Annotated in this window: 8 protein-coding genes; all 8 read right to left on the reverse strand. The window is 43.6% G+C overall.

Annotated elements, in window-relative coordinates:
- Positions 1–110: 110 nt before the first annotated feature.
- A complete protein-coding gene (locus AC3KVK_RS19795) occupies positions 111–2,519 on the reverse strand; it encodes an ABC transporter permease (protein ID WP_490310659.1) in 2,409 nt (802 codons plus the stop codon).
- On the reverse strand, positions 2,516–3,223 hold the full coding sequence (locus tag AC3KVK_RS19800) for an ABC transporter ATP-binding protein (protein WP_490310658.1): 708 nt from the start codon (positions 3,221–3,223) through the stop codon (positions 2,516–2,518). The genes AC3KVK_RS19795 and AC3KVK_RS19800 overlap by 4 nt, the downstream gene beginning before the upstream one ends.
- Positions 3,224–3,256: 33 nt before the next feature.
- A complete protein-coding gene (locus AC3KVK_RS19805; RefSeq protein ID WP_490310657.1) occupies positions 3,257–4,498 on the reverse strand; it encodes an HlyD family secretion protein in 1,242 nt (413 codons plus the stop codon).
- Positions 4,499–4,702: 204 nt separating this feature from the next.
- Positions 4,703–7,141 carry a TonB-dependent receptor gene (locus AC3KVK_RS19810; protein WP_490310656.1) on the reverse strand — a complete coding sequence of 813 codons (2,439 nt, stop codon included), beginning with the start codon at positions 7,139–7,141 and terminating at the stop codon, positions 4,703–4,705.
- A gap of 368 nt (positions 7,142–7,509) precedes the next feature.
- Positions 7,510–8,871 carry a DUF3526 domain-containing protein gene (locus AC3KVK_RS19815; protein ID WP_490310655.1) on the reverse strand — a complete coding sequence of 454 codons (1,362 nt, stop codon included), beginning with the start codon at positions 8,869–8,871 and terminating at the stop codon, positions 7,510–7,512.
- Positions 8,864–10,306: an ABC transporter permease gene (locus AC3KVK_RS19820; protein WP_490310654.1), complete on the reverse strand. Its 1,443-nt coding sequence runs from the start codon at positions 10,304–10,306 to the stop codon at positions 8,864–8,866. Before AC3KVK_RS19820 ends, AC3KVK_RS19815 begins: the two co-directional genes overlap by 8 nt.
- Positions 10,307–10,318: 12 nt before the next feature.
- A complete protein-coding gene (locus AC3KVK_RS19825) occupies positions 10,319–12,313 on the reverse strand; it encodes a TonB-dependent receptor (protein ID WP_490310653.1) in 1,995 nt (664 codons plus the stop codon).
- 26 nt (positions 12,314–12,339) lie between these two features.
- Positions 12,340–13,089, reverse strand: a complete 750-nt coding sequence (locus AC3KVK_RS19830; protein WP_490310652.1) for an ABC transporter ATP-binding protein — start codon at positions 13,087–13,089, stop codon at positions 12,340–12,342.
- Between the last annotated feature and the right edge of the window lie 27 nt (positions 13,090–13,116).

A 13,116-nucleotide genomic window follows, 5' to 3' on the forward strand; every position in this document is an offset into this window, starting at 1 on the left:
AGCTTGCGCCTAAACCTCATTGTGTGCCACCCAGCAGCTGTACCTTAATAAATCTCAATTCTGGATTATCTATCTTTGATCCAGAACTGAGATTCATCAGCAACGGCGGCTTATTCGACACGTAACGCTTGCAGCGGATCGCTCACCACCACTTTTTTGACCGGTAAATAACACGCAATCATGGCGATAAGCAGCATCAATGGTAATGCCACGAGCAGCGACCATCCACTGCCTGTAAATGTGATCTCCCACAGCCGAGTGCCCATTAAATAACCCAATAACGCTAAGGCACAGCCCACCGCCATCCCCAAGAATACTGGGCGCATACTTTGTTTTATTACCATGTTAATCATCGTTTGAGTATGCGCCCCCAATGACAGATGGATCCCAAGTTCATACCGACGCATTTGTACGCTGTAACTGAGCACGCCATAAATCCCTGCAGCCGCTAAACTAAGCGCTAACAAAATAAGGCTCACAGTCAAGCCTGCAACTAATTGTGTTTCTCTTAGGCGCAGGCTGATCAATTCATTTAAGCTTGTGTACTGCGACACCGTTAACTGCGGATCAACAGCTTTTAATACTTCATTGAGCAAAGTTTTGCTGAGCTCACTGTTTAGCTTCAACTTAAAACCCAAACGATCGGGTGTAAAAGGCAAGTAAAACCGCTCTTTCGCGTAGGTATCGCCCCTATCAGGCACGTAGATATCTTTCACCACACCCACGACCGTTAGTGGGGTATTCGGGCTGCTTTGCAGCACCTTGCCCACAGCGGGTTCACCTTTAAATACCCGCTTTGCGAGTGATTCGCTAATAATTATTTCAGCGCTGCCACCTTGATCACCACTGAACTCGGTAAAACTGCGACCACTGACCAACTCGTGTTCTAACAAATCAAAGCTATTGCTATCAAAATAACCAACACTGGCAATGCCAAGCATGGTATTGAGTTGATCATATAAATAAATCTCCCAACCCATGTGCAGCGGTGTGACAGCCGTTCGGGCCACATCATCGATTTGTGCAACGGGTTTGAGCGTCTCTTTTATTCGGCTAGACAAAGCCAACCATTGCGCAGGGTCAATGGTGCCGGTATCCACGCGTAAGTAATGTACAGATTCGGTAGTAAACCCAACCGGTTTGTTTAACCGTTCGATTGCCGGACTCAGCACCGATGTCGCCCCAATCAGCAGTAATGTCGCTAAACCTATTTGGCTGGCTATTAAGACATTACGTGTCAGCATCGAAATTTGCGTTCCCGCGCCTTTACCACTGGTTTGAAGCTGGGTAATAAGCTGATTATAATCAACTTTTTTGCTACTTAAGCCCGCCATAACCGCAGCGATTAGTACACTGACACAAACACTGGCTCCAATGGTGACCCGATCCAGTGTTACGTTTTGCAAGCGTGTAAATAAGTACTGCAAATCTTGCTCAAGCCCAACCAAGATCCAACCCGCCATCAATAGCCCCAAGACACAGGCAGCCACACACAACAGCAGACTTTCAGCAAATAAGTTCATAAAAACATGCTTAGGTTGTGCTCCCAATGAGGCTTGGATCGCCAGCTCGCGATGCTTTTGTGCTGCACGGGACAAAAATAAATTGGTCAGGTTCGTTATGGCAATTAATAACAAAGTGCTGACCCCTGCCAATAACAACAACGCCATATCACTGCTGTCACCGACAATTTTTTGTTTTAATGGCAAAAAGTGTGCACCAATCGCTGTGTTCACCGCCACATCTTCTCGGTTTTGATACAATTCGTTTATTTGTGCCCCTAATACCTGATCCGCTTGGGCGAGCGATACACCGGGTTTTAAGCGCGCAATACCGTTTGTTCCACCAGTAATGTCCCCCCAATGAGAGGTCGTCGAAATTTCCTCTGCAAAGCTAAAAAACGCGTCGATTGGAAAGCTACCAAATGTTTCTGGCGGCTCAAATTCAGCTGCCGTGACACCAATAATTTGATACGTGTTTTGGCCAAATTGGGTGTATTGGCCAATCACTTGCTCATTGGCTGCAAAGTGCTTTTGCCAATATGCAAAGCTGAGGATCATCACTTTTTGTTTATCGTTAATGCCTTCATCGTCATTAAAATGCCGACCTAAATGCATCGGCGTATCGAGTAATTTAAAGTATTCTGGTGTGACTCTCATGCCATCAACAAAGGGCTTGTCTTTTAAATCAGTTAAGCGATCGCCTGAAAGGCTCATAATCGCCATGGTGTCGATAAAGCGGGTATCATTGTATAAATGAAATTGCGCCGACATGATCTGAAAACCATATTGGGTCTCACCGTTTATGGTTTCACTTTGATCTGTGGTGATCAAAGCGTCACTATTGGGGTACGGCAATGACTTACCAAGCACCAAGTAGTTAATGTTGACCACTACCGCTAACGCAGCCAGCGTAACGGCTAACGTAGTGATCACCGTTAAGCTAAAGCCTGGCAGCTTAGCTAAACTCACCATCGCGAGTTTTAAATCGTGTTTAAAAAAGTGCTTCAACCATTTCATACAGCAAGCTCCAAATTAAATTCATCCGCCATGACACCATCGAGTAAATAGAGCTTACGTTTGGCCATATCGGCATAACGCGGATCGTGGGTCACCATGCAAATGGTGGTACCATTTTTATTTAATTCGCCGAGCATTTGCATCACCGCATCACCATTTTTAGAATCTAAATTCCCAGTCGGCTCATCCACGAGTAGGACATCAGGGTCGTTGACTAATGCCCGCGCAATCGCGACGCGTTGCTGTTGCCCCCCCGATAATTGATTGGGTTTATGTTTTGCGCGATGGCTCATCTGTACTTTTTCGAGACATGCACTGACTTTTTCGGCAATTTCTTTATCCGAAAGTGGAACGCGGCGATACCTAAGCGGTAAAGCGATGTTGTCAAATACACTTAATTCATCAATGAGATTAAATGATTGAAAAACGAAACCTAAGTGCTCATTGCGCACCGAAGCACGCTGATCCACACTGAGTTGGCTAACATCCCGATCGCCAATCCAATATTGTCCCGATGAGGCTGTGTCGAGTAAGCCTAAAATAGCCAATAAGGTCGACTTACCGCATCCGGACGGCCCCGAAATTGATACATAATCACCCGAAAAAATGTCCAAATCCACCCCTTGTAAAGCATGAGTTTCCATTTCACTAGAGACAAATTTCTTAGTAATATTGCGGAGTTTAATTTTGCTAACTTGAGTCATGTTGTGTCCTTAATTTTTGTTTTATCGCGCGGGTTAAATCACACTAAGCGTTGTAAAAGCCTGCCAACGGGACATATCCGATAGGATAAACTGGTCAGCGAGTTTGGCACCAGCCACAATTTCGATTTTGTCGTTGGTTTGGTGGCCAAATTGCAGGTGTTTGGCATTGGCACGGCCTTGATCTAGGTTGAGCTGAAACAAGGTTGCCTCAGAAAAAGGGCTCACATTAACTGGTTTGTCGATGAACAACACGTTCCGACGAATACCTGTTTGGATCTGCCCTTCAATATTCAGTTCGGGCCGAGCGTTATTAGTCAGAGCGCCTTGTAAAGCCACTTCTACTTGCACGCTGCCGTTGCGGATCATCGGATCAATTCGGCTGACTTGGCCAGCGATGAAGCCACTACGCGTGTTTATTTGTACAGTTTGCTCTAATGCCACTTGTTGCATTGTGGCTTGTGGCACGTCGAGTAAGGCATATAGCTCAGTCGTACTGCCAACCAGCGCTATCTGCTGACCAAAACTCACCGTTTGCCCAAGCTCAGCTTGTAATGATTGTAAGACCCCTTCAATCCCAGCGGTCACCGTTAAGCTGTCTTGGCGAGCTTGTGCATGGCGAAGCTCTACTTGCTGCGCATCGGTTGTTGCTTGGGCGATGGCTAAATTTGCTAAATGAAGTTGCTGCAGCTGTGCAATGCGTTGTTGTTCTATACCTAAACGGCGTTTAAGCTGACGCTCAGTTAGTAAAGAACGCTGATATTCAATATCTGAGACGATGCCTTTGGCGATGAGCTGATTTTGTGCATTCACTTGCAGCTCTGCGCTTTCTAGCTCTGCACGAAGAATTTCTAATTGTGCCTGCTGGGCGAGTAACTCGCGTTGTTGATTGATTTCTAATTGGCGGTATTGATTGCGGCTTTGATTTAGCGCCTGATGAGCTTGATTCAATGCTTGGCTCACTTGCGGATCAGACAAGCGTAGTATCACGCTTTGCGCCGACACAAAAGCCCCCGGCTTTAACACCACTTCTTCCACAGTGGCATTGCTTGGTGCGGTTAATAAGCGCACAGAGCGTGATTTTAAACGGCCATACCCGGAGACTTGCAGTTGTAAATCCCCTTGCTGAACCTGACCAGACCAAAAATCATCACTGGCGATACGCTGCTGAGCATTGGGCTGAAGTATTAACCAACCTACCCCGACCATGATTGCGATCACTAACCATGCAATGTTTCGATATGGAAAACGTTTTTTATTATCAATTAAAATATCCATTTGGCACCTTTTTTCATCTTGACCCTAAGAGTCAATCAAAGGTCATGCCAATTAGTACCTAATTGTTTTATATGGAATTTTTATTTTAACAGACGATTGTTGGTGTGTTTGATTTGTGATTTCGACACTCTGAATGTCGAAATCACAAAAAAGCCAGAATCTTGATTCTGGCTTGTTTGTCAGTTTACTCAGACCGAGACAAACTTAAAGCTGGTAACTTACAGTCAATTTCGCATTGCGTTCTTCGGCTGGCATACCGCCTAAAAACATCGCCTTACTGTAATAGACTTTGTTAAACATATTATTTAAATTAAGTTGCAGCTTCCAACGCTCAGCCTGGTAGCTGATTGCAGAGTCATAAATGGTATAGCTAGGTACATACCCGTCAGGAATACCAAAAGAAGTTGAGTTGGTGCTGCGATCATCCACATATTTTGCGCCAAGACTGAGCGTTAATGGGTGTTCAAGCTTAAACCAATCAGCTTCATAACTTAACCAAGTACTCGCAGTCACATATGGCACGCCTTTTTGGCGAGTATCAAAACTGCTGGCATGAGGGTCTTTCTTGTCACGGGCATCTTGATAAACCGCATTAACATTTAAGCGCCATTGCTGATCCAGCTCGGCATTTAAATCAAATTCAACCCCTGTGGTCTCTTCTTTACCGTTATAAAAATATTGCGGTACATCAGCAGCCGACACACCCGCTTCAAAATCAGGATTGGTATATTGTAAGTTCGTGCGCGCGCTTTCAAACACGACAATCGAGCCTAGGAGCTGATCTTCAAATGCTTTAAAACGCAGGCCAAGATCATTGCTCAGTGACTCAGAATCCTCACGGTCATTTTCAGTGCCACTTATGCTGCCTAAAATGCTATACGCTGTCCGTCCTTTTGCATGATTCACAAACACTGAGATATCATCCGTTGGCATATATGTTGCGCCAAGATTGTAAGTAAGACCACTATCAGAAGTATCTTGTTCAGGTTGAGGAGCCGCTGCACTGGCACGATAACGTGGATCGACACCTAAGTGGGTATACGCTTGTTTAATTTCATTAAATGCAACCCCTACGCGTGTAGTGAAACCATTATTAAAGTATGCAACATGTTGAACACCCGTGCCCCAAGCTTGGACTTTTTTATTGTAGTCGCTGGTTTTTAAAGGATCATGATCAGTAAAACTACCTTGTGCCCAGTTTGGATTACGAATATCAAAGATATAAGGCAACAAACCTTGATAAATCACTGCACCTTCTTTGTTTTTTATAACTTTATCTGCATCATAAATAGAGTATTGTTCAAACGCGATATCACGATCTTCATAGTTGGCATTGAGCAAGAACTCATGATCTATGCCAGCAAATGAAAAGTCATAACGTAAATCAAGAAAATACTGCCATGAACGTTCGTCCGCTTGAACTTGACGGTATTCTTGACGTCTGGCTGCGTATGGATACAACACATTATCGACGACCAAAGGCGCTCGAGGATCGGCATTAATGGTTCCTCTACGATCCCAATAGACATAGTTATATGCCCCCGTTTGACGTGCAAAACTGGTGTCATAATTTCGATATTGAAGCTGTTGATTTAAATACAAGTCATCGCTTAAGTAAGCATTATGCGTCAGCTTAAACCGGATCTCCTCACCTTTATTATCTTTGGCCATCGGTGAAATAATCCCTTTATGACCAAAGGTATAAGGTGTTAAACCATCTTGGTTAACTAACGAATCGGCCAGCTGTTGGCGTTGAACATCGGTGAGCTGTATTCCTTTCCCATTGGGATCATTGATCAAGTCTTGCCACGTCACTTCACCAGCCGTTTTTCCTCCTACCGATTCGGCATTATAAATACGGATCGGATGACCAATCGAATCAACAGCGATGGAATCGTTAATATAGGCGGCAGAGAGCATGACATCATGTGAATTATCCAACACATATTTCAACGATAAATAGGCTTCATCTCGATCGTCACTAAGATCACGATAACCATCACTTCGGGCCGACTTAGCCATAACTCGATAAGCTAATTTATCTGTAATTCCAGCTGTGCTGTCAAATGCAATGGAATACGAATTCCATTGGCCAATTTCAGCCTCGAGCTGATGCAGCTCAATAAATTGTGGCTTTTTTTCAATTAAATTGATCACGCCACCCGCACTGCCCATACCATACAGACCTGTTGCAGGTCCTTTTAACACTTCAACAGATTCTACGTTTGTTAAAGAGCGAGTCGGATTGAACGTATTTCCAAGCCCTGCGCCACCATACATTCCGTCGTAGGTATAGTTGGCACCTAAGCCTCGAACCACTAAATTATCACCAATTCCGTAGTTATTCCCCGCTTGGGTTACGCCACTAATATTGCGCACTAAATCTTGTAAATTATTGACGCCTTGTGCATTGATCAAGGCTTTATCAACGACCACAACGGCAGCAGGTGTTTCCATCAGTGACATGTTTGATTTTGTCGCCAGACCGGAGTCTTTAACAACATTATTTTGACGGCCATAAACCGTGATTTGTTCCAGCTCTCGTTCGGCTGATTCTGCGTTAGCAAAATCAGTATTTGCATAAACGGGGGTAAAGACAGTCGCACAAGCTAGGGCAACTAAGGAGTAAGAAAAGCGTGTCATAATGTATCCCAAGTACTAAATCAAAATACAATGATAATGATAATTACTATCACTTCAATTGGTATTTTTATTAATCATTATAATTAACACAGTACTAACAGCACGATGACAAAACCGTTGATTTTGTTTACTTATCAAACACAAATCACTACCAAATTAGCGATATAAAACATGTGAAACAACATAATGAGTTTTGGTAAATCACTGCTCATAAAATAGGGTTTGCAGCCTAAACTGATCTGCTTTAATCAAACGAGACATTTTAATATGGTATTTATTGCTGCTGAAAGACAGGATGGCTGGACCTACAAATAAAAAGCCAGTCAGGTAAGTGACTGGCTTGGATATGAAAGGTCAAACCCTATGAACTATACAAATTGTTGCTGTTTGAATCGTGTTTGGCTAATCAGGCCAAGTGCCAATATAAAAATCAGCAATAACCAACCCGAATTTGTACCTGGAGTGCTTTCTTGTAGCTCATTGTTATACGTAAATAACGGGAAGGTATCGACGTCTGCATGAGTAACAGGGGTATCATTAAATAGGTAAGGGTAAATGAATTCCCTAATTTGTTGATGATACGCACTCACTTGCGCCAAATAATGCCTATAGGCTTGATTGTCTGTACCCGCTTGTTGATTCAACTGGTTTTGAAAAAACAACGTCGGCGAGAGTAAGGTTAACTGGGTTAACCAACGCTGGCTTTGCTGTTGTTGCAACAAATAAGCTTGCCAATCAGCTTGCACAGATAAATCACTCAATTGGTGCATGGCGTAATACCATTTCCAATGAAAACGGCCTTCATACTCTGTTTTGTCAGCATATTGTGGGTACTGCTGGGTAAACTCGGCTAAAGCCGCTTGTTTATCTTGATCCCAACCGTCATTTAAAATGAGCCGCTGAGAGGTGGTTGCTTTAAGAGGAGCGCTATTATCAAACTGACTATTCAGGGTGAGATGAATAAACCCAGGAATAAGCACAGCAAACAACAGCCAAGTCCCTATAAACGCTAAACTATTAAATAATGATGATTGGTTAAAGCTCATGATCACCGTGGCAATTAAAAACCACAACAAAGCATACGCACAGCTCAAGCCATACAAAGTAAAAAACACGCCATCAAAGGGCAACTTCAACAACACTGCACTGACCAAAAACAGCACCGATACCATCAGAACGATTACGATATAACGCAATAAAATTGCACGAAAAATCAATTTTTTAGCGGTTTGATTGGCGAAAGCACTGAGCATTCGCCAGCGCCCTGATTGGCGCTCTTCACTGAGTAAATTAACGCTGAGCACCCCGATTAATACCGGTAACATATACGCCAGCACAAACCCTAAGTCGAATCCTCCGGCGCGGTGTTTAGCTGGGTTGATGGCTTCCTTGTTATGAATTTGCCCTTGTAGTGCTAATGCATTCACTTTCATCGCTACCAAGTTATTTTGGCTTTGGCCATTAAATAAAGCAGCCCAAGGTGACAACTGCCAGGCTGTTGGCGCTGACGCGTAATATGCAAGCGAGCCCATTTCAGGAAGAGTTGCTTGAGTTTTGATGTATTCTCGTTCTTTTTCAAAGACGATACTGGATTTTACTTGATCAATACGCAACGATTTATAACTGTTTGCACCTAAGTAAATGGCCAGTAGCCCACTCACAATAAACACCAATAAACTGATTTTGGTCGCAGTCCCTTGAAACAACCGCTTTAATTCAAACTTAAGCATACACCACCGCCTTACGTTGTAATTGACTACGAGTGAGTACCATAATGAGCGAGACCAACATTAATAAAGGCGCAAGCACAGCCAACCATAAACCGTGTAAAGACCAGGCTAAGCTTGGGGCATTGTATTCAAATGGTGAAAATTGCTGCCAGAAATTAGCCGAAACACGCTGATCTCGGTCGTTGTGAAAATGTACTTCTTCAGTATGTAACTTATTTAACTGTTGCGTACGTTCATAACGATGATGCTCTGCTTGACGCTCAAAATCAAAGAAGTGACGCTGATCGCTCGCACTCACCGCCATTGAAAAATCACGAATTGCTAAATACGGATTCAACCAATAAAAACGAGCGACAAATGCTTGTTGCGCGGTAAATTTCGCCAATTGTTGATCTGCATGACGCTGATAAATCTCGGCGGTGATCCGTTCGCCTTCTTGCATCACTAAACCACGGTAATTAATTGGTAGCTCAGCCACATCACTCACGCCGTATTCTGCCAATACTTTTTCTTTAAACGTATTAAAGTGTGGATCATTTGGGTTATGACTGTTGCCCACTTTACGTACATCTAATTTAACCGCCAGCGCTAAGTCATTGGCATTTTTATGAGGATAAAGATGCTCGGCAATATCCGCGACCGCTCGAGGAGTTAAAATAGTCAAAACAAACCAAATGGTAATAAGAACATTTAAGCTTTGTTTCGGAGCGCTAGTTAAACACGAACAGACTAAAATCAACACCACCCAAAATAAGCAGTACAAAGCGTAACTCATAAACAATAAAGCAATTCGGATCAGCACCTCACTGTTAAAAGCAACATCACCCGTCAGTGCTACCCCTAAAGTTGCGATAAACACCGGCACTAAAAACCCCATTGATAGCAGCCAGTAGGCTAACCCTTTGCCAATTAGAATATGCTTAAACTGCACGCCAATTGACACCAATTGCTTGAGCGTTCCGGCTTGACGTTCACCACTTATTGATGAAAAGGCCATGACAATCAATAACAAAGGCCAAACCAACAAAAGTAAATTAGCGACACTTAGCTCAGAAAACCGCAGCAAAGTACTCCCATGACTGTCACTGGCAAAATTAGCACTATTTTGTTTATGGGCTTCTAAAAACACACTGTGGCCGACCCAACTATTTACCCCAACATCAAAGTAACTCAACGCGCTGGGCGGTCGAAAAGCAAAGTGACCAAAATGCGCCACCCGATGTGGGTGACGGTCAGGCTGCGCATTCCATTGTTCTTCAACCATAGCTTGTGAAGTGTGTTGAAGTTGCTGGCTATTTTGATACTGCTGCCAGCTGGTCCAAAGTGCGACCGCAAGCAACAGTTGCATCAAAGCAAACAGCAACCATAAACTATTATTTTTAAGCTTTAAGCGCAGCTCGTGCTGACAGACATTAAAGCTCACTGAATTAATCATAGATACGTCCTTTTAAAAACGATAAGACAGACTCAAATTGACCGCACGACCACTGCTCGGTGAGTGAATGGTTTCACTGCCAACTAAATAAACATATTCGTGATAGCTATCAAACACGTTATTGATGCGCAGGCCCGCATTTCCCCAGCCCAAATCATAATCGAACGCTAAGTCTATGATGCTGTAATCACCATAGCGCTTGGTTTGAAGCACATTACTGACATAATAATCACCTTGAAAGTGGCCAAATACCGACACTTCCAACGCATCTAGTGGTTGATAAATTACCCCTAATGTAGCTGTGTACTCTGGTACGCCTCGTAACCAATTACCTTTACTCGCCACCTGTGATTCACCTGGTTCAACAAGCTTGGCCTCTTGGCGCGTATAGGCACCAAATCCTGACCATTGTTGATTGAAATGCGCACTAAAACCAACATCCCAACCATCGCGTTTCGTGCTCCCTAAGTTCTCAAAATCCCCTGAACCATCGGTTTTTTGTGTGAGCTCATCTTTGGCTTCTTGTTGCCAAACTGACAAACGGGTGTCAAGCCACGCAAGAGGTTGCCATTTCACGCCAGCTTCGTAGCCATAATTTTTAGAGAAGTCATAATCATTATTACTCTCTCCTAAATAGGCATCACTACCAGTAGGCGCCTGAAAACTCACGCCATAATTGGCAAACACGTTGAGCGTATCTTGCAGTTCGTACAACACATTAAATTTAGGTTGAACAGTGAGCCCCGGATCGTTAATACGCTTTTGCTGCCCTGAGAGTTGGTTGGTAAAATCACCATCAAAGCCATCAACACGCAAGCCACCACTGATCAGTAATTTTTCGCCGCGATATTGTGCTTGAGTAAATCCGCCATAGTTATTGTAATCAAAGTCCCAATATCGGCTTTGTTTTAATCGGTTTTGGCCTTCGGTAACAAAGCGTTCGTTGCTGTTGTCTTGCCCTTGATAATCAAGGCCTGCGGTCAGTAACCAATCAGGGCTTAATACATAACTTACAGTGGCTATCGCGCCAAATTGCTGATCTTTTTCAAGGCGTTCTTGCTGAAGTGATCCTGCGGTGTAACGAACAAAACGATGGCGATCAAATTGCTGCCAGTAACTTTTAACGCTCAGCGCGACAGCTTGGCTAAAGCTATGATCAAGGTGCACACTGACATGGCGAGTTTGTTTGTCACCAGAATCATCCTGCGCATAACTGGCTGATTGGCGTGGGTTTCGTTTGGCTTCTTGTTCAGTTAAGTAACCCGGTGCATCGGCTTCATAATCGAAGTAGCGTGCAATCACACCAATATCCGTTTGCGCATTTGGTTGATAAAACCATTTACCAGAAAAAGTATGTTTGTCTAAATCACCATGTTCGCGATAACCATTAGTGGTGCGCGCTCCTACAAAGTAATGTTGCGAGAAATTATCATCAACATCCCCAAAGTAGCCTTGCGCTTCGAGCGTATCAAAGCTGCCAAGTAAGACTTCGACTTCTTGGGCGTCGTCACGACGACTGTGCATATTAATATTGCCCGCTAAATTATGCAGACCATAGCGCGCATCATGGTTGCCTTTAACCACTTCAACCCATTCTAACTCCATTGGAAACAGCGCATCCATTTCACTGAGGCCAACATGCAAATTACTCGGGATCCCGTCAATAAGTAATTTTGTATGGGGCATCGATCCTTCAGCATTAAAACCACGAATTGCAATATCAGTCGAAATAATGCCTTGATTAAACCGAGAAAAGTACACCCCTGGAATCTTTTTGAGCAAATCCATGGTGACATCAACATGCTCATTTTTAATTTGGTCACGACCCAACACATCAACAGAGCCGACAAGCTGTGCCTCAGCGGCACGATTTTGGTTTGCGGTTACTTCAATCACGTCACCAATAAACAGTGTCGAATCTTGGCTTTGTTGATCATCTGCAAAAGCAATAGAACTGATTGAACAGGCACTTAAAATGGCTAAATGAAGAGGTTTGCGAGAAAACATAAACATACTACTAATACTTTCCTAAATTAGGCTAAATGAGGGGTGGCTGATAACGACTCTGCAGGGGCAGTTGAATGATCATTAATGTGCTGGTGATAATGGCTTTGTAAGCTTTCAAGGCTTAAGTTTTGATTTACGAGCAACGCTTTAAGCTGGCCTTGTTTCATGATACCAATCTGATCAGATAAGCAATGCGCACAATACAGATCGTGCGTCACCATTAAAATAGCGGCCCCACGCGCAGCCAAGGTTTCAATGATGCGAATGAATTCAAGCGTCGCACTCGGATCGAGTCCCGAAGTAGGTTCATCAAGCAATAGCACTTTCGCGCCACGGATAATTGCAAAGGCAATCCCTACTTTTTGGCGCATTCCTTTTGAGTAACTACTTAATGGCTCAAGCCATGCGCTTTGCTGTAAACCCGTTTCAGTAAGGGCATCACGGATTGTTTGTTCGGTGACGACATCACCACTGAGCTTGGCTAAGTACGTCAGGTTTTCCAGCGCATTAAACTCTTCATATAAGTTCACTTGCTCTGGTAAATAAAACAGCGCCTGCTTGCTTCGCTCTGGTTCATTTTGCACATTGAGCCCATCAATAATAATCTCACCGCTATCGGGCTCGATAAAATTGAGCAGTAAATTTAAGGTGGTGCTTTTACCCGCACCATTAGCCCCAAGTAAACACGTTACCTGCCCACTAGGTACCGTTAAACTCAGCGAATCAAGCGCTTTATGAGCGCCAAAAGATTTGCTCACGTTATTCATTTCAATCATAAAACATACCTTCATTTTATTTCTTAG

The organism is Pseudoalteromonas sp. J2K-J979 (assembly GCF_058169715.2).

What these genes read in the sequence shown, in the direction of transcription:
- AC3KVK_RS19810 (WP_490310656.1), bottom strand. Translation starts at nt 7,141, where the DNA reads ATGACACGCTTTTCTTACTCCTTAGTTGCCCTAGCTTGTGCGACTGTC.
- AC3KVK_RS19800 (WP_490310658.1), bottom strand. Translation starts at nt 3,223, where the DNA reads ATGACTCAAGTTAGCAAAATTAAACTCCGCAATATTACTAAGAAATTT.
- AC3KVK_RS19820 (WP_490310654.1), bottom strand. Translation starts at nt 10,306, where the DNA reads ATGATTAATTCAGTGAGCTTTAATGTCTGTCAGCACGAGCTGCGCTTA.
- AC3KVK_RS19805 (WP_490310657.1), bottom strand. Translation starts at nt 4,498, where the DNA reads ATGGATATTTTAATTGATAATAAAAAACGTTTTCCATATCGAAACATT.
- AC3KVK_RS19815 (WP_490310655.1), bottom strand. Translation starts at nt 8,871, where the DNA reads ATGCTTAAGTTTGAATTAAAGCGGTTGTTTCAAGGGACTGCGACCAAA.
- AC3KVK_RS19795 (WP_490310659.1), bottom strand. Translation starts at nt 2,519, where the DNA reads ATGAAATGGTTGAAGCACTTTTTTAAACACGATTTAAAACTCGCGATG.
- AC3KVK_RS19825 (WP_490310653.1), bottom strand. Translation starts at nt 12,313, where the DNA reads ATGTTTTCTCGCAAACCTCTTCATTTAGCCATTTTAAGTGCCTGTTCA.
- AC3KVK_RS19830 (WP_490310652.1), bottom strand. Translation starts at nt 13,089, where the DNA reads ATGATTGAAATGAATAACGTGAGCAAATCTTTTGGCGCTCATAAAGCG.